The 15,648-nt window shown below is 66.9% G+C and carries 17 protein-coding genes; 7 read left to right on the forward strand and 10 right to left on the reverse strand.

From position 1 onward, the window contains the following. Nucleotides 1–74: 74 nt before the first annotated feature. From AC5P8Y_RS01835 to prmB, 4 genes are all read right to left on the reverse strand, one after another. Nucleotides 75–1,103, reverse strand: a complete 1,029-nt coding sequence (locus tag AC5P8Y_RS01835; RefSeq protein WP_005410484.1) for an aspartate-semialdehyde dehydrogenase — start codon at nucleotides 1,101–1,103, stop codon at nucleotides 75–77. 91 nt (nucleotides 1,104–1,194) lie between these two features. Next, nucleotides 1,195–2,232, reverse strand: a complete 1,038-nt coding sequence (locus AC5P8Y_RS01840; RefSeq protein WP_033834533.1) for a 2-hydroxyacid dehydrogenase — start codon at nucleotides 2,230–2,232, stop codon at nucleotides 1,195–1,197. Continuing rightward, nucleotides 2,225–3,328, reverse strand: coding sequence for a chorismate synthase (aroC, locus tag AC5P8Y_RS01845; protein WP_033834534.1), 1,104 nt, complete (start codon nucleotides 3,326–3,328; stop codon nucleotides 2,225–2,227). Before aroC ends, AC5P8Y_RS01840 begins: the two co-directional genes overlap by 8 nt. Then, nucleotides 3,325–4,254, reverse strand: coding sequence for a 50S ribosomal protein L3 N(5)-glutamine methyltransferase (prmB, locus tag AC5P8Y_RS01850; RefSeq protein WP_005410487.1), 930 nt, complete (start codon nucleotides 4,252–4,254; stop codon nucleotides 3,325–3,327). The genes aroC and prmB overlap by 4 nt, the downstream gene beginning before the upstream one ends. A 123-nt stretch (nucleotides 4,255–4,377) precedes the next feature. On the opposite strand from prmB, the gene AC5P8Y_RS01855 reads away from it, so the two are divergent. Together AC5P8Y_RS01855 and asd are read left to right on the forward strand one after the other, a co-directional pair. Next, nucleotides 4,378–5,028 carry an SCO family protein gene (locus AC5P8Y_RS01855; protein WP_005410488.1) on the forward strand — a complete coding sequence of 217 codons (651 nt, stop codon included), beginning with the start codon at nucleotides 4,378–4,380 and terminating at the stop codon, nucleotides 5,026–5,028. Then, a complete protein-coding gene (gene asd / locus AC5P8Y_RS01860) occupies nucleotides 5,025–5,867 on the forward strand; it encodes an archaetidylserine decarboxylase (RefSeq protein ID WP_033834535.1) in 843 nt (280 codons plus the stop codon). The genes AC5P8Y_RS01855 and asd overlap by 4 nt, the downstream gene beginning before the upstream one ends. 91 nt (nucleotides 5,868–5,958) lie before the next feature. Here asd and AC5P8Y_RS01865 read toward each other — a convergent pair whose 3' ends face one another. Continuing rightward, on the reverse strand, nucleotides 5,959–6,306 hold the full coding sequence (locus AC5P8Y_RS01865; RefSeq protein WP_005410490.1) for a ribonuclease E inhibitor RraB: 348 nt from the start codon (nucleotides 6,304–6,306) through the stop codon (nucleotides 5,959–5,961). A 21-nt stretch (nucleotides 6,307–6,327) separates the two neighbouring features. After that, nucleotides 6,328–7,932, reverse strand: a complete 1,605-nt coding sequence (locus tag AC5P8Y_RS01870) for a transglycosylase SLT domain-containing protein (RefSeq protein WP_049403600.1) — start codon at nucleotides 7,930–7,932, stop codon at nucleotides 6,328–6,330. 121 nt (nucleotides 7,933–8,053) lie between these two features. On the opposite strand from AC5P8Y_RS01870, the gene AC5P8Y_RS01875 reads away from it, so the two are divergent. Beyond that, complete coding sequence (locus AC5P8Y_RS01875) at nucleotides 8,054–9,559, forward strand: helicase HerA-like domain-containing protein (RefSeq protein ID WP_049403599.1); 1,506 nt, start codon at nucleotides 8,054–8,056, stop codon at nucleotides 9,557–9,559. Nucleotides 9,560–9,637: 78 nt separating this feature from the next. Next, nucleotides 9,638–10,144, forward strand: a complete 507-nt coding sequence (gene greB, locus AC5P8Y_RS01880; RefSeq protein WP_012480898.1) for a transcription elongation factor GreB — start codon at nucleotides 9,638–9,640, stop codon at nucleotides 10,142–10,144. 157 nt (nucleotides 10,145–10,301) lie between these two features. Here the strand turns inward: greB and AC5P8Y_RS01885 are convergent, their stop codons facing one another. After that, entirely contained in the window at nucleotides 10,302–11,138 is an 837-nt protein-coding gene (locus tag AC5P8Y_RS01885) for a DUF3025 domain-containing protein (protein WP_049403598.1), read from the reverse strand. After that, a complete protein-coding gene (rimO, locus tag AC5P8Y_RS01890) occupies nucleotides 11,135–12,496 on the reverse strand; it encodes a 30S ribosomal protein S12 methylthiotransferase RimO (protein WP_033834538.1) in 1,362 nt (453 codons plus the stop codon). Before rimO ends, AC5P8Y_RS01885 begins: the two co-directional genes overlap by 4 nt. 204 nt (nucleotides 12,497–12,700) lie before the next feature. Between rimO and AC5P8Y_RS01895 the strand changes: the two genes are divergently transcribed. Genes AC5P8Y_RS01895 through AC5P8Y_RS01905 form a run of 3 tightly spaced genes read left to right on the forward strand, consistent with a single transcriptional unit; the run spans nucleotide 12,701 to nucleotide 13,974 of the window. Further along, a complete protein-coding gene (locus AC5P8Y_RS01895) occupies nucleotides 12,701–13,372 on the forward strand; it encodes a dienelactone hydrolase family protein (protein WP_495201839.1) in 672 nt (223 codons plus the stop codon). After that, on the forward strand, nucleotides 13,369–13,791 hold the full coding sequence (locus tag AC5P8Y_RS01900; RefSeq protein WP_005410497.1) for an HIT domain-containing protein: 423 nt from the start codon (nucleotides 13,369–13,371) through the stop codon (nucleotides 13,789–13,791). The genes AC5P8Y_RS01895 and AC5P8Y_RS01900 overlap by 4 nt, the downstream gene beginning before the upstream one ends. Nucleotides 13,792–13,806: 15 nt before the next feature. Continuing rightward, nucleotides 13,807–13,974 carry a LiaI-LiaF-like domain-containing protein gene (locus AC5P8Y_RS01905; protein ID WP_005410498.1) on the forward strand — a complete coding sequence of 56 codons (168 nt, stop codon included), beginning with the start codon at nucleotides 13,807–13,809 and terminating at the stop codon, nucleotides 13,972–13,974. Between the two features lie 106 nt (nucleotides 13,975–14,080). Here AC5P8Y_RS01905 and dcd read toward each other — a convergent pair whose 3' ends face one another. After that, nucleotides 14,081–14,653, reverse strand: coding sequence for a dCTP deaminase (dcd, locus tag AC5P8Y_RS01910; RefSeq protein WP_010483020.1), 573 nt, complete (start codon nucleotides 14,651–14,653; stop codon nucleotides 14,081–14,083). A gap of 82 nt (nucleotides 14,654–14,735) precedes the next feature. Continuing rightward, nucleotides 14,736–15,590, reverse strand: coding sequence for an iron-sulfur cluster carrier protein ApbC (gene apbC / locus AC5P8Y_RS01915; protein ID WP_164133457.1), 855 nt, complete (start codon nucleotides 15,588–15,590; stop codon nucleotides 14,736–14,738). Nucleotides 15,591–15,648 lie beyond the last annotated feature (58 nt).

Raw genomic sequence — 15,648 nt, forward strand, 5'->3', positions numbered from 1 at the left:
GGCGTGCACTCCGGCACAAGGATCACGGCAATGCCGGCCAGCGGCCGGCACTACCGGTGAGGCAACCGCTGTAATCAGCGCTGCTCGGCGGCGACCAGCTCGGCCAGCTGCACGGCATTCAACGCCGCGCCCTTGCGCACGTTGTCCGACACGATCCACAGGTTCAGGCCGCGCGGGTGCGAGAGGTCCTCGCGGATGCGGCCGACGTACACCGCGTCGGTGCCCGAGGCGTGGGTGACCGGGGTTGGGTAACCACCGGCTTCGTGACGATCCACCACTTCGATGCCCGGCGACTGCTCCAGCAGCGCGCGCGCTTCGGCGACGGTGACCTTGTCGCGGGTCTCGATCGCCACCGACTCGGAGTGGCCGTAGAACACCGGCACGCGCACCGCAGTCGGGTTCACCAGGATGCTGTCGTCGCCGAGGATCTTGCGGGTTTCCCAGATCAGCTTCATTTCTTCCTTGGTGAAGCCATTGTCCTGGAAGTCGTCGATGTGCGGGATCAGGTTGAAGGCGATCTGCACCGGGAAGCGCTGCGGATCGATTTCCTGGAAGCTCAGCAGTTGGCCGGTCTGCTTGCCCAGTTCCTCGGTAGCCGAACGGCCGCCGCCGGACACCGATTGGTAGGTGGAGACGTTGATGCGCTCGATGCCGTACTTGCGGTGCAGCGGCGCCAGTGCCACCAGCATCTGCATGGTCGAGCAGTTCGGGTTGGCGATGATGCCACGCGGACGGTTGGCGACCTGCTCCGGGTTGACCTCGGACACCACCAGCGGCACGTCATCGTCGTAACGGAAGGCCGAAGAGTTGTCGATCACCACCGCACCGGCAGCGGCGAACTTCGGTGCGTATTCCTTGGACACGCTGCCACCGGCCGAGAACAGCGCGATCTCGACACCGCTCGGATCAAAGGTGGCCAGGTCCTGCACCTTGACCTTCTGGCCGTTGAATTCGATCTCGCCGCCGGCCGAACGCTCGGAAGCCAGGACGCTCAGGGTACCGACCGGGAAACCACGCTCGGCCAGGATCGACAACATGGTCTCGCCGACCGCACCGGTGGCACCGACGACGGCGACGTGGAAACTGCGCTGTGCATTGCTCATGGGGGAACTCTCACGAAAACGGGAATGGGGAAGAAACACGCACGACAGCTGGGTTCGGGGAACCTCCTCAAGCGGGGCGCGCGGAGGTTCCCTATCGTTTCCCGGTTTTTTTGCCCAGCGTCACGCGCGCGGCCATCGCCGCATCAGCGTTGATCGCGCTCGGCATGCGCGACGGGCCGCCGTCCAGGCCGAGCCCGGCAACCAGATTATCCACGGCCAGCTGTACCATCGCCGTGCGCGTGGCCAGCGAGGCGCTGCCGATGTGCGGCGTGAGCACGACATTGCGCAGCGCCAGCAGTTCGGGGCGCACCGCCGGCTCACCCTCGTAGACATCCAGGCCGGCAGCGGCCAGACGGCCTCGGGCAAGCGCGTCGGCCAACGCCAGTTCGTCGACAATGCCGCCGCGGGCGATGTTCACCAGGGTGGCTGACGGCTTCATCTTCGCCAGCGCCGCCGCATCGATGATGTGATGCGAGGCCGGGGTGTAGGGCAGCACCGTGACCAGGTGGTCGGACTCCGCCAGCAGCGTGTCCAGGTCCACGTAGGTCGCGCCAAGCGCCGCCTCGGTATCGGCCGGCAACCGCGAACGGTTGTGGTACAGCACCTTCATGCCGAACCCGTGTGCACCGCGGCGTGCGATGCTCTGGCCGATGCGGCCCATGCCGAGGATGCCCAGCGTGCTGCCATGGACATCCGCGCCCAGCATGGTCTGGAACGACCACTGCTGCCACTGGCCTTCGCGCAGCCAGCGCTCGGACTCGGTGATCCGGCGTGCAGTGGCCATCAGCAACGCGAAGCCGAGATCGGCGGTGGTCTCGGTCAGGACGTCCGGCGTGTTACTGGCGAGGATGCCGGCCGCACTGAGCGCGTCGACATCCAGATTGTTGTAGCCGACGCCGACATTGGCGATCACCTGCAGCTGCGCGGCGCCGGCCACCTGGGCCGCACCGATGCGCTCGTTGAGGGTGATGATCGCGCCGTCGGCGCGGGCCAGCTGTTCGGCGATCTGCGCGGGCGTCCAAGCGGTAACGGTGTCGGTGCTGCGCAGCTGTACGCGATCGCGCAACGGCGCGATGGCCGCCTCGATCAGCGGCTGGCTCACCCACACCGTCGGCCGCGTGTCAGCCATCGATCTGCCCGGGAATGCGCGGGGTGATCGTGCCGACATCGCCACACTGCGCGCGATGGCGCAGCGCCTGGTCCATCAGCACCATCGCCACCATCGCCTCGGCGATCGGCGTGGCGCGGATGCCGACGCAAGGATCGTGGCGTCCGGTGGTGACCACCTCGACCACGTTCCCGGCCGTATCCAGCGACGGGCCCGGCAGGCGCAGGCTGGAAGTCGGCTTCAGGGCGATCGACGCAACTACCGGCTGGCCGGTGGAGATGCCACCGAGGATGCCGCCGGCATGGTTGCTGGCGAAGCCCTGCGGCGTCAGCAGGTCGCGGTGCTCGGTACCCTTCTGCGCGGCACTGGCAAAACCATCGCCGATCTCAACGCCCTTCACTGCGTTGATGCTCATCAGGGCAGCGGCCAGTTCACCATCGAGCTTGCCGTAGATCGGCTCGCCCCAGCCCGGCGGCACGTTGTCGGCGACCACGTCCACGCGCGCACCGACCGAGTCACCGGACTTGCGCAGCGCATCCATGTACGCCTCCAGCTCGGGCACCTGCTCGGCGTGCGGCCAGAAGAACGGATTGTCTTCCACCGCCGACCAGTCGAAACCGGCCGGGGTGACGTCGCCCAGTTGTGACAGGTAGCCACGCACGGTCACGCCGAAGCGCTCGGCCAGCCACTTCTTGGCGACCACGCCGGCGGCAACGCGCATGGTGGTCTCGCGTGCCGAGGAACGGCCGCCACCACGCGGGTCACGGATGCCGTACTTGTGCCAGTAGCTGTAGTCGGCATGACCCGGCCGGAACTGCTGGCCGATGTTGGCGTAGTCCTTGCTGCGCTGGTCGGTGTTGCGGATCAGCAGCGCGATCGGGGTGCCGGTGGTCAGGCCCTCGTATACGCCGGACAGGATCTCGACCTCATCGGCCTCGCGACGCGCCGAGGTGTGGCGGCTCTTGCCGGTGGCGCGACGCTGCAGGTCGTGGGCGAATTCGGCCGCGTCCAGCGCCAGCCCCGGAGGGCAGCCATCGATCACGCAGCCGATGGCCGGCCCGTGCGACTCGCCGAACGTGGTGACGGTGAACAGCTTGCCGAACGAATTGGAGCTCACGGGCGCTGCGCCGCCAGTTCGGTGATGCGCGCGCTGTGGGCGATCAGCTCGCGGCACTCGACCGCGAAGATGCCCATCTGGCCGACCTTGAACTCGATCCAGGCGAAGTCGACTTCCGGCAGCAGCTTGATCAGGTGCTGCTCGGATTCGCCCACTTCGCAGATCAGCAGGCCGTCCTCGCTCAGGTGCAGCGGGGCGTCGCGCAGGATCTTCAGCACCAGGTCCAGGCCGTCGTCGCCGGCACGCAGGCCCATTTCCGGCTCGTAGGAGTACTCCTGCGGCAGGGCATCGGTCTCGTCGTTGGTGACGTACGGCGGATTGGTGACGATCAGGTCGTAGTGGCGACCGGTCAGGCCGTTGAACAGGTCCGACTTGAGCAGGGTGACGTTGTGCGCCTGCAGGCGCTCCTTGTTTTCTTCGGCCAGCGACAGTGCATCGTCGCTCAGGTCGACGCCGTCCACTTCCCAGTTCGGGTAGTAGTGACCCATGGCAATGGCGATGCAGCCCGAGCCGGTGCACAGGTCCAGCGCACGGCTGACATCGCGGCCGGCCAGCCACGGCTCGAAGCCGCATTCGATCAGTTCGGCGATCGGCGAGCGCGGCACCAGGGCGCGCTTGTCGCTCTTGAAGCTCAGGCCGGCGAACCAGGCCTCACCGGTCAGGTAGGCAGCCGGGATGCGTTCGTCGATGCGACGCTGGAACAGCTCCAGCACGCGCAGCTTCTCGGCCTGCAGCAGGCGCGCCTGGCCATAGGCCGGGCCGAGGTCATGCGGCAGGTGCAGGCTGTGCAGCACCAGCTGGGTGGCCTCGTCCAGCGCATTGTCGTAGCTGTGCCCGAAGGTCAGTCCGGCTTCGTTGAAACGGCTGGTGCCGTAGCGGATCAGATCGATGATCGTGTGGAGTTCGGCGGCCGTTTCAGCGGTCATGGCGGTACTGCGGGCAAAGTGGCCCCCGATTATAGGGGCTGGCGCCCGTGGCGGCATCCGTTGCGGCGGAAACGATTCGGGCCACAGCCGGTATGATGGGGCCCACTTCGCGCGGGAGCCCCCATGTTCAATCGCAACGCCGGCATCATCCTGCTGATCGCCCTGGCGGCGGGTCTCGGCCTGCTGGCCGCCCAGCAGCTGTTCGCGCCGAAGCCGCCGGCCAATGCCCCGGCCACCGAAGCGATCACGCTGTACCCGCAGCCGCGCGAACTGCCCGACTTCAACCTGGCCCAGTCCGACGGCACCCGCCTGATCCCGGGCGAACTGAAGGGCCACTGGACCCTGGTATTCCTGGGCTTCACCTTCTGCCCGGACGTCTGCCCGACCACCCTGGCCGAGCTGGCCGGCGCACAGAACCAGTGGGAAGCCCTGCCCGACAGCCTGCGCCCACGCGTGTTGTTCATCTCGGTCGACCCCGACCGCGACAGCGCCACCCGCCTCGGCGAGTACGTGCACGGTTTTCACAAGGACACCCTGGCCGCCACCGCTGACGTTCCCTCGCTGGAGCGCTTCGCCACCTCGTTGGGCTTCGTGTTCCAGAAGGTGCCGGGCAAGCATTTCGACGAGAACCCCGAGGATTACACCGTCGAGCATTCGGCCAGCCTGGCCGTGCTCGACCCGCAGGGCCGCCTTGCCGGCCTGGTACGCCCCCCGTTCAACGCGCCGGCCATTGCCCGCGACCTGCAGAAGCTGACCGAGAAAACCGCCCCATGAGCCTCACCACCGCCCTGACGTACGCCCTGCCACACCGCCTGCTGTCCTCGATGGCGCGTTCGCTGGCGTACTCGGACGATCCGCGCGTATCGCGCTGGCTGATCGACACGGTCACCCGCAAGTTCAACGTCAACCTGGACGAAGCGGCCAACCCGGACCCGCGCAGCTATGCGACCTTCAACCAGTTCTTCACCCGTGCGCTGAAGCCGGGTGCGCGCGTGGCTGACGCCGATCCGCGCAGCCTGGTGATGCCGGCCGACGGCCGCATCAGCCAGCTGGGGAAGATCGAGGCCGGCCGCATCTTCCAGGCCAAGGGCCAGTCGTTCACCGCTGCCGAACTGCTGGGCAGTGACGAGGACGCCAAGCCATACAACGATGGGCTCTACGCCACGGTGTACCTGTCGCCGCGCGATTACCACCGCGTGCACATGCCGTGGACCGGCACCCTGCGTGAGACCGTGCACGTGCCGGGGCGCCTGTTCAGCGTTGGTCCGGCGGCAGTGAACGGCGTACCGCGCCTGTTCGCCCGCAACGAGCGCCTGGTCTGCCACTTCGACACCAGCTTCGGCCCGATGGTCAGCGTGATGGTCGGTGCGCTGCTGGTGTCCGGGGTGGAAACCGTGTGGAGCGGCGAGGAGATTCCGCACTATGGCGACCGCATCACCCGCAAGGACTACCGCGGCCAGGGCATCAGGCTGGAGCGCTTTACCGAGATGGCGCGCTTCAACTACGGCTCCACCGTGATCGTGCTGCTGCCGCCGGGCGTGGCTGACTTCGCCCCGCAGTTGGGCGCTGAAAGCCCGGTGCAGCTGGGCCAGGCGCTGGCGAAGCTGCGCTGAGGCTTCGGTAGTGCCGGCCGCTGGCCGGCATCTCCGCTGATCCAACGCGTCGAGCATTGCCGGCCAGCGGCCGGCACTACCGGTACGCGCGTTACTGCAGGGACGGGGCCGGACCGACGTCCATGCCGTCGTAGTCTTCCACGCCCTTCTCCGCGGCCAGCGCTGCGAATTCCTGGTTGCGGCGGTCAAGCGAGGCTTCGTCGTGGATCTCCACGCGCTCCACATGCAGCACGTGGAACGGCGCGTCGCCCTCTTCCGGATCCTGTTCGAACAATTCCACGAAGGTGTAACCCTGCGCCTGCAGGTGCTGCGCCAGTGCCTGCAACGGCTCGGCAGTGGAGTGCACGAAGAAGTACCCCCACAGCAACGGGCCGGTGATGTCCCAGTCGGTGTTTTCGCGGAGGTTGGCGAACAGGTTGCGGGTGTCTTCGAGGTCCATGCGGATTCCAGGGTCGGGGGATTACTTGTCGCAGCCCTGCAGCTTCAGCGTCTGGCCGTGGCGCAGGCTGTAGGCCGGGGCCTTCAGGCCATTGGCGCGGGCCAGGGTGGGCACGTCGCACTGGAACTTGGCCGCGATGGCGCCCAGGGTTTCACCCCGGCCCACCTTGTGGCTGCGCACCGGCTTCGGGCGCGCCGCCGGGCGCGGCGTGGCCACCGAAGCGACCGGCGTGGTCGGCACGCTGGTGGACGCGGCCGCATCGGCCACCGGCACCACGCCGCCCACGGCCACGCTTCCGGTGTAGCTGGTCGCGGCCGGGCGCTTGATTGCTGCGTTCAGATCGGCGGTGATCAGCGTCCGGGCCAGGTCGGCACGCGGGCCACTGACGCAGTTGCGCTGGTACAGGCCGGCGATGCGGGTGGTGGCATTGATCAGCGTGCCGGCCGGGATCCAGCCATCGGCCTCATAGCGCGGGTTGAGGTTGCGCAGCGCGCGCATGTAGCCATCGCGGGTGCCGTGGCTGCCCAGGCAGATGGTCAGTTCGTAGATGGTGGTCGACCTGGCCAGGCGCAGCGTGGCCGGCTGCGCGCTGATCTTCGGGAACTCCACGCCGTATTGCTGCGGGTGCAGGAAGATCCAGGCCGCGGCGATCACCATCGGCACGTAGTCCTTGGTCTCGCCGGGGAACTGGTTGTAGACGCTGTCGGTCCAGAAGCTCTGCCCGGCGCTCTGCTTGAACACGCGCGCGGCGCGGCCTTCGCCACCATTGTAGGCGGCCACCGACATTTCCACGTTGTTGTTCAGTTCGCGCAGGCGTTCGTTGAGGTAGCTGGCGCTGGCCTCGGCCGCACTGCGTGCATCGAAGCGGGTGTCAAAGCCGGTGCCATCCGGGCCGAGGCCGAAGCGGCGGCCGGTGGCCGGCATGAACTGCATCAACCCGGCGGCGCCAGCGCGCGATGAAGCATGCACGCGGCCATTGGACTCCTTGGCCATGATGCCGAACAGCAGCGCTTCAGGCAGGCCACGCTTCTCCCACTCCGGCCACATCACCGCACGCAGGTTCTGGTAGTTCTCGTAGCTGGTCAGCAACGCCGGGCGCATGTCGGTCAGCCAGCGGCGGATGCCGGCCTGCACCGCCGGGTTGTATTCGACCATGCTGTCGAAGGCGTGCCGCTTGTCGTTCAGCAGCGCGGCAGCGCGCGCGGCCTCCGGTACGTCGGCGGTAAGCGGGCCGATGTGGTCGGGGTCGGCTTCCAGGCGATCACCGCCCTCGTCGGCCACGTCATCGCTGGCGGCCGCGTCGGCGTCGTGCTTGAGCAGGCGCTTGTAGCTGGCCAGCAGGGTGCCCATCTGGCAGCCCTTCTGCTTCACGCAGTCGTTGAGGACATCTTCCATGTCCTCCAGCGCGGCGTCGGCTTCGTTGCTGCCCTTGGGGTCGGCATTGGCGACCAGCAGCAGCGCATCGCTGTAACGCTTCTCGGCGACGGTCATGCGCTGCTGCAGCGCATCCACCTTCACCTTGTCCCGGGCCGAAACCCGCTGCGCATGGGCGTCGGGCGCCAGGGAAACCAGGCCGGCCAGGGCCAGCAGCGGCCAACCGCGGGAAATCAGGACAGGAACGGGCATTGATGGCACTGTGTGCGAAACAGGCAGGCAGAGTAGCGGCGCCGCCAAGGTCCGGGCAAGCCGACCTTCGGACCGTCACCGCCGGCGGTTAACATTGGCTATTCACCACAAGGGCTGGACCATGGATCCGATTCTGCTCGGCAAAGGCATCACCGACGATGTGGCCGTCACCCTGCTGCCGAAACTCGGCAACCGCCACGGCCTGGTGGCCGGCGCCACCGGTACCGGCAAGACCGTGACCCTGATGACCCTGGCCGAGGGCTTCTCGCGGCTGGGCGTGCCGGTGTTCCTGGCCGATGTGAAGGGCGATGTGTCCGGCCTGGCGGTGCCCGGCACCGGCGCCGAGAACCTCCTCAAGCGCGCCGCCGAGATCGGCGTGGCCGACTACGCACCGGCCGCCAGCCCGACCATTTTCTGGGACCTGTACGGCAAGCTGGGTCACCCGGTGCGCACCACGGTCAGCGAGATGGGCCCGACCCTGCTGGCGCGCATCCTCGAGTTGAACGACACCCAGTCCGGCGTGCTCGACATCGTGTTCAAGCTGGCCGACGACCGTGGCCTGCTGCTGCTGGACATGGACGACCTGCGCGCGCTGCTCGGCCTGGTGGCCGAGGAGCGCAAGGACATCTCCACCGAGTACGGCCTGGTCAGCGCGCAGTCCATCGCTGCGATCCAGCGGTCGGTGCTGCGCCTAGCGCAGGATGGCGGCGAGAACTTCTTCGGTGAGCCGGCCCTGGAACTGGCCGACATCATGCGGGTCAATCACGACGGCCGCGGCATGATCGGCATCCTTGCCGCCGACCAGCTGGTGCTCAAGCCGAAGCTGTATTCCACCTTCCTGTTGTGGCTGCTGTCGGAGCTGTTCGAGCAGCTGCCGGAGGTGGGCGACCTGGACAAGCCGAAGCTGGTCTTCATCTTCGACGAAGCGCACCTGCTGTTCGACGATGCACCGCCGTCGCTGGTGCAGCGCATCGAGCAGGTGGTGCGCCTGATCCGCTCCAAGGGCGTGGGCGTGTACTTCTGCTCGCAGTTCCCTGATGACGTGCCGGGCAACATCCTCGGCCAGCTCGGCAACCGCGTGCAGCATGCGCTGCGTGCATTCACCCCGCGCGACCAGAAGGCAGTGAAGACTGCTGCCGAGACCTTCGTGCCGAACCCGAAGCTGGACGTGGCCAAGGTGCTCAGCCAGCTCGGTACCGGCGAAGCGCTGGTGTCCACGCTGCAGGACAAGGGTGTGCCGATGCCGGTGCAGCAGACGATGATCGCGCCGCCGCGCTGCCGGATGGGGCCGATCACCGAGGCCGAGCGTGCCCAGGTGCGTGCCGGCAGCCCGGTCGGCAGCCGCTACGACACCGCGATCAACCGTGAATCGGCCGCCGAACTGCTGGCCCAGCGTACGCAGAAGACTGTCGAACAGGCGCAGGCACCGGCCGCGCGTAGTCGCGAGCAGGACGAAGCGCAGGAAGGCGGTTTCGGCCAGGCGATCAAGGATGCGATCTTCGGCACCAAGCGCCGCCAGGGCATGATCGAGACCATGGCCAAGCAGACCACGCGCACCGTCGGCACCAAGCTGGGCAACCAGATCGTGCGTGGCATCCTGGGTGGCATCTTCGGCGGCAAGCGCTGATCTGCAACTACTGGGGTCGGATCCCTTTCCTGCAAAAGGATCCGACCCCATCGTTCCCCTGAAAAGAAGTCGCACCACATGTCGCGTTGGCGTCCCCCTGCAGAAAAGAGTACCGCCCTGATCACCGCCTCCGGCCACGCCCGGCTGAAGGCCGAACTGGATGACCTATGGCGTGTGCGCCGCCCCGAGGTGGTGAAGGCACTGGCCGCGGCCGCTGCGGAAGGCGACCGTTCGGAAAACGCCGAGTACACCTATCGCAAGAAGCAGCTGGGCGAGATCGACCGTCGTGTGCGCTACCTGACCAAGCGGTTGGAATCGCTACGCGTGGTCGATACCACGCCGACCGATCCGCTGGCGGTGTTCTTTGGCGCATGGGTGGAACTGGAGAACGTGGACAGCGGTGAGACCAGCCGCTATCGCATTGTCGGGCCGGATGAGACCGATGCTGGGCTGGGTTGGATCAGCATCGATTCCCCCCTGGCGCGTGCGCTGCTGAAGAAGCGGCTGGATGATGAATTTTCGGTGGAACTGCCCGGCGGCCAGTTCACCTTCGCGGTGATCAGCGTGGAATACGAACCGCTGTAGCGTCGACTGTCAGTCGACTACCGCGCCAAGCGCGGCACAAACCTCCGCAGCCGGACGGTAAACGCACCGCGCTCCTCATCGCGGTTGATGACTCGCCGAAGCCTTCTGTCGGGCGTTCACGACCTCGGAACGAAGAGCAGTCGACTGACAGTCGACTCTACATAGATCCGTGCAACGGCGGCGGGTACTGGCGGCCGGCCCGCAGCGGGCGGAAGTACGCGGCATCTGCATAGAAGGCGGCATCCTGTCCTTGGTGCCAGCCCGGGATTCCCGCCAGCGGCAGCGGACGCAACTGCAGGGGATCGGTCACTGCCCTGCCCTCGGCGATGGCCGCGGTCACTGCGTCAACGCAGGCATCATCGACTTCGCCGTGCACCACCACGCACTTGCCGACCAGCAATCGCCCCGGCAGCAGTGCCTGCTCCATCAGCGCATGCCCGAACACCACAGCGATGGCGATGTCACCGCTCTGCCAGCATGACGGCTCGAACAATGCAGGCCAGTCATGCCGGTCCCACGCGCGCAGCACCGCCTCATCGCGCGCGCGCACGATGACGCCGGTTTCATCGAACTGGGTCAGCGCCGCCTGTGCGCGATTGCGCTGGCCGGGCGGCATGGCATCGATATGCCGGCATTGCTGCGCGTTCAATGCACGCTTCAGCTGCGGATGGGAGGCCCATACCAGCGCGTTGAACAGGTCGTGCCAGTTGCCGGCACGGGTGGCGATATGCCCCTGCGCGATGCGCGCTTCGTAATGCAGGCCGTCGGCCAGCAGCGCGGCGTCCTGTTCGACCAAGCGCTTGCCGGGCAGCGCGAGCCGCGCATCAAGTGCAGCGATGGACGGCCATGCCGCACCGTCCAGCAGATCACGGAAGTCCTGCAAGCCGGCAAACAGCGGGTGCGCGAACACCCGTGGATCGACCGCCGCACGCGGCGGCGGCATGAAGCGGCGGGCGCCGCTGCCGTCACCGGCGGCGGTCGTCGCTGCGGTCACAGCATCTTCAGGTCGAATGCCGGGCGGGTAGCGGTCGCCAGCGCGTCACCATACAGGTCGTGCTCGTCGCTCTCGGTGATTTCCACGTCGACGAATTCGCCCACGCGCAGCGGCACCTGATCGGCGTTCTGGATGTGCACCAGACCGTCGATCTCAGGCGCATCGGCCCTGGAACGGGCCACCGCGATGTCACCTTCGATGGCATCGACCAGGCACTGCTGCACGGTGCCGATCTTGGCTTCCAGGCGCGCGGCGGAAATCTGCGCCTGCTTCTCCATGAAACGTGCCAGGCGTTCCTGCTTCACTTCTTCCGGCACGGCATCGGGCAGGTCGTTGGCGGTGGCCCCCTCGACCGGCGAATAGGCGAACGCGCCGACACGGTCCAGCTGCGCTTCGTCCAGGAACGACAGCAGTTCTTCGAACTCGGCCTCGGTTTCGCCCGGGAAGCCGACAATGAAGGTCGAACGCACGGTGATGTCCGGGGCAATCCGGCGCCAGTTCTGCACGCGCTCCAGGGTCTTCTCGACCGCGCCGGGGCGCTTCATCAGGCGCAGGATGCGTGGGCTGGCGTGCTGGAACGGAATGTCCAGGTACGGCAGGATGCGGTTCTCGGCCATCAGCGGCACTACCTCGTCCACGTGCGGGTACGGGTAGACGTAATGCATGCGCACCCATGCATCGAGTTCGGACAGGCCTTCGCACAATGCCTTCAGTCGGGTCTGGTAGGCCTTGTTGCGCCACATCTTCTCGGCGTACTTCACGTCCACGCCGTAGGCCGAGGTGTCCTGCGACACCACCAGCAGCTCGCGCACACCGCCACGCACCAAGCGCTCGGCCTCACGCAGCACCTCATCGACCGGGCGCGAGACCAGCTTGCCGCGCATGGACGGAATGATGCAGAAGCTGCACTTGTGGTTGCAGCCTTCGGAAATCTTCAAGTAGGCGTAGTGGCGGGGGGTCAACTTGATGCCGTAGTCGGGCACCAGGTCCACGAACGGATCGTGCTTGGGCGGCAGCGCTTCGTGCACCGCCTCCATCACGCTCTGGTAGTCCTGCGGACCGGACACCGCCAGCACGTTCGGGTACGCCTCGCGGATCTGCTCCGGGCGCTTGCCCAGGCAGCCGGTGACGATGACCTTGCCGTTCTGGTTCATCGCCTCGCCAATCGCGTCCAGCGACTCGGTCACCGCCGAATCGATGAAGCCGCAGGTGTTGACCACCACCACGTCGGCCGAATCGTAGGACGGGACGATGTCGTAGCCTTCCGAGCGGAGCTGGGTAAGGATGCGCTCGGAATCGACAAGGGCCTTCGGGCAGCCAAGGCTGACGAAGCCGACTTTGGGGTTCAGCTGGGACATGGAATCGCGGGACTCTGGGGGCCTGGGCCCCTGCCGGCATGGCAGGGGTTCCTGGGGGCCGGGGCCTGAAAGGGCGCCAGTATACCGGGGTTGGCGACCTCGCTCTGAACGGCCAGCCGCCCGATCGCGCACAGCCGCTGACACCGCGCTAACCGGCGCAGCACCGACAATGCAGTCCTGTCCCTGCAACGAGAGTAGATGACGATGGCCGAGTGGATCACCCTGGATACGCACCACGGCGCGGTACGGGCCTGGCAGGCACTCCCCGAGGGCACCGCGCGCGGCGGGCTGGTGGTGGTGCAGGAAATCTTCGGCGCCAACCCGCACATCCGCAGCGTGGCTGAGCGCTTCGCCGCCGAGGGCTATGCGGTGCTGGCACCGTCGTTCTTCGACCTGGTCGATGGACCCGAGGCCGATCCGGATGCCCTGCCCTACGACGCCGACGGCGTGAAGCAGGGGCTGGAACGGGTAGCCGCGCTGGGCATGGAACGGGCGCTGGAAGTGGTCCGCGCGGCAGCCACCCGGCTGGCCCCCTACGGCAAGGTCGGCACCGTCGGCTACTGCTGGGGCGGTACGGTGGCGATGCTGTCCGCAGTGCGCCTGGGCCTGCCTTCTGTCAGCTACTACGGTGCGCGCAACGTCCAGTTCCTCGATGAGACGCCGAAGGCGCCGGTGATCTTCCACTTCGGCGCCCAGGACAGGAGCATCCCGCCGGAGGCCGTCCAGGCCCACCGCGAAAAGCTGCCGGAGATGGCCACCTTCGTCTATCCGGCCGACCACGCCTTCAACCGGGAGGTCGGACATGCGTATGATCCAGACAGCGCCGCCCTGGCGCTGCAACGCACCCTGGACTTCTTCTCGGAGCATCTTGGATGAGCGAATTCGAACTCGATTCACGCCTGGCCACCGATAGCGTGCTGGTGGCCGAAGGACCGTTGTCGCAAGTGCGGCTGATGAACGACGAACGATTCCCGTGGCTGGTACTGGTACCGCGCCTGGCCGGGGTCACCGAGTGGATCGAGCTGGACGGCGAGCAGCAGGACAAGCTGCGCACCGAGCTCAATCGCGCCTGCAAGGCCCTGAAGGGCGCCGACGGGGTGGAGAAGATCAACATCGGCGCGTTGGGCAACATCGTGCGCCAGCTGCACTTCCACGTGATCGGCCGCCATGACGGTGATCCGGCCTGGCCGGGCCCGGTCTGGGGCAGCGGTCCTGCGCACCGCTACGAAGCGGCCGCACTGGACCAGCATGTCGCCTACTGGAAGGAACGGCTAGGATATCCGGCCCACACCTGAGCCTTCGCCGACCCGATGCGATTCAACCTCGTTGCCGCCATCCTGCTGATCCTGATCGGCCTGTTCATGCTCGCCAGCAACCTCGGCTGGACGCACCTGAACCTGTCCAAGCTGCTGCTGACCTGGTGGCCGGTGGCGCTGGTGGGTGTCGGGATCGCGATGCTGTTCGGGCGCGGAAAATAACGAAGGCGGCGCATTGCGCCGCCTTCGTTCATGCAGAGCCGAGCCATGCTCGGCTGCCCCGCCTTGAAGCCGAGCATGGCTCGGCTCCACAAACCGCCTGCAATCTTCAGGTCCGCGGCAGGGTCACACCGGTCTGGCCCTGGTACTTGCCGCCACGATCGCGGTACGACGTCTCGCAGATGTCATCGGCCGCGGCCTGGAAGAACAGCATCTGTGCAACGCCTTCGTTGGCGTAGATGCGCGCCGGCAGCGGCGTGGTGTTGCTGAACTCCAGGGTGACGTGGCCTTCCCATTCCGGCTCAAGCGGCGTCACGTTGACGATGATGCCGCAGCGCGCGTAGGTGCTCTTGCCCAGGCACACCACCAGGGTGTCGCGGGGGATGCGGAAGTACTCCACGGTGCGCGCCAACGCGAAGCTGTTCGGCGGGATGATGCATTCATCGCCGACGATATCCACGAAGCTGCCCGGGTCGAAATGCTTGGGATCGACGATGGTCGAGTTGATGTTGGTGAACACCTTGAACTCGCGCGAGCAGCGCACGTCGTAGCCGTAGCTGGAGGTGCCGTAGCTGACGATGCGCTCGCCGTTGGCCTGCTTGACCTGCCCTGCCTCGAACGGCTCGATCATGCCGTGCTGCTCGGACATGCGGCGGATCCAACGGTCACTCTTGATGCTCATGCTTTGTCCTGGGGGTACGAGGGGGCGCGAGGATTCTAGCAGGGGGCCGGGCGTCGCCGGCGCCCCTCCCCCCGCCGAGGTGCTACAGCAGCGACGACAGGATCGGGATCGACGCCCGCGGGCGCTTGCCCACTTCCTCGATCAGGCGCTGCGCGGCATGGCGGTAGGCCTGGGCCGAGACCGAATCCGGCTGGGCCACGGTGATCGGGGTACCGGCATCGCCCTGCTCGCGGATGCCGATCTGCAGCGGCAGCGAACCGAGCAACGGCACGCCGTACTGCGCGGCCATGCGCTCGCCACCGCCCTCGCCGAACAGATGCTCGACATGCCCGCAGTTGCTGCAGGTATGCACCGCCATGTTCTCGACGATGCCCAGTACCGGCACCTCGACCTTCTCGAACATCTTCAGCGCCTTCTTCGCATCCAACGTGGCGATGTCCTGCGGCGTGGTGACGATCACTGCACCGGCCAGCGGAATCTTCTGGGTCAGGGTCAGCTGGATGTCGCCGGTGCCCGGCGGCAGGTCGATCAGCAGAAAATCCAGGTCATCCCACAGCGTGTCGTTGAACAGCTGGGTCATTGCCGAGGTGGCCATCGGACCGCGCCAGATCATCGGCGTGTCCTCTTCGATCAGGTAGCCGATCGACATGGTGTCCACGCCGAACGCGCGAAGCGGTTCGATGCTCTTGTTGTCGGGGCTTTCCGGCCGCCCGGACAAGCCCAGCATGGCGGGCACGCTGGGGCCGTAGATGTCCGCGTCCAGCACGCCAACACGTGCGCCCAGCTGTTGCAGCGCGACGGCCAGATTGACCGCGGTGGTCGACTTGCCCACGCCGCCCTTGCCGGAGCCGACCGCGATGACATTGCGGATGCGGGCATGTGGCGTCAGTCCCTTCTGGACCTGGCTGGCATGGGGGCGGCGGGGGGAACTGTTCACAACGGGCACCAGCTGTATCAGGGGGAATAACCCAACATCATACAAGCTGGACGTAGCC

The sequence above is a fragment of the Stenotrophomonas sp. YJH_SMC_12-1 genome (assembly GCF_059370935.1).

Bases quoted from the DNA above. Each gene is read 5' to 3' on its own strand.
- AC5P8Y_RS01835 (WP_005410484.1), bottom strand. From the start codon at position 1,103: ATGAGCAATGCACAGCGCAGTTTCCACGTCGCCGTCGTCGGTGCCACC.
- AC5P8Y_RS01840 (WP_033834533.1), bottom strand. From the start codon at position 2,232: ATGGCTGACACGCGGCCGACGGTGTGGGTGAGCCAGCCGCTGATCGAG.
- prmB (WP_005410487.1), bottom strand. From the start codon at position 4,254: ATGACCGCTGAAACGGCCGCCGAACTCCACACGATCATCGATCTGATC.
- AC5P8Y_RS01855 (WP_005410488.1), top strand. From the start codon at position 4,378: ATGTTCAATCGCAACGCCGGCATCATCCTGCTGATCGCCCTGGCGGCG.
- asd (WP_033834535.1), top strand. From the start codon at position 5,025: ATGAGCCTCACCACCGCCCTGACGTACGCCCTGCCACACCGCCTGCTG.
- AC5P8Y_RS01865 (WP_005410490.1), bottom strand. From the start codon at position 6,306: ATGGACCTCGAAGACACCCGCAACCTGTTCGCCAACCTCCGCGAAAAC.
- AC5P8Y_RS01870 (WP_049403600.1), bottom strand. From the start codon at position 7,932: ATGCCCGTTCCTGTCCTGATTTCCCGCGGTTGGCCGCTGCTGGCCCTG.
- AC5P8Y_RS01875 (WP_049403599.1), top strand. From the start codon at position 8,054: ATGGATCCGATTCTGCTCGGCAAAGGCATCACCGACGATGTGGCCGTC.
- greB (WP_012480898.1), top strand. From the start codon at position 9,638: ATGTCGCGTTGGCGTCCCCCTGCAGAAAAGAGTACCGCCCTGATCACC.
- rimO (WP_033834538.1), bottom strand. From the start codon at position 12,496: ATGTCCCAGCTGAACCCCAAAGTCGGCTTCGTCAGCCTTGGCTGCCCG.
- AC5P8Y_RS01895 (WP_495201839.1), top strand. From the start codon at position 12,701: ATGGCCGAGTGGATCACCCTGGATACGCACCACGGCGCGGTACGGGCC.
- AC5P8Y_RS01900 (WP_005410497.1), top strand. From the start codon at position 13,369: ATGAGCGAATTCGAACTCGATTCACGCCTGGCCACCGATAGCGTGCTG.
- AC5P8Y_RS01905 (WP_005410498.1), top strand. From the start codon at position 13,807: ATGCGATTCAACCTCGTTGCCGCCATCCTGCTGATCCTGATCGGCCTG.
- dcd (WP_010483020.1), bottom strand. From the start codon at position 14,653: ATGAGCATCAAGAGTGACCGTTGGATCCGCCGCATGTCCGAGCAGCAC.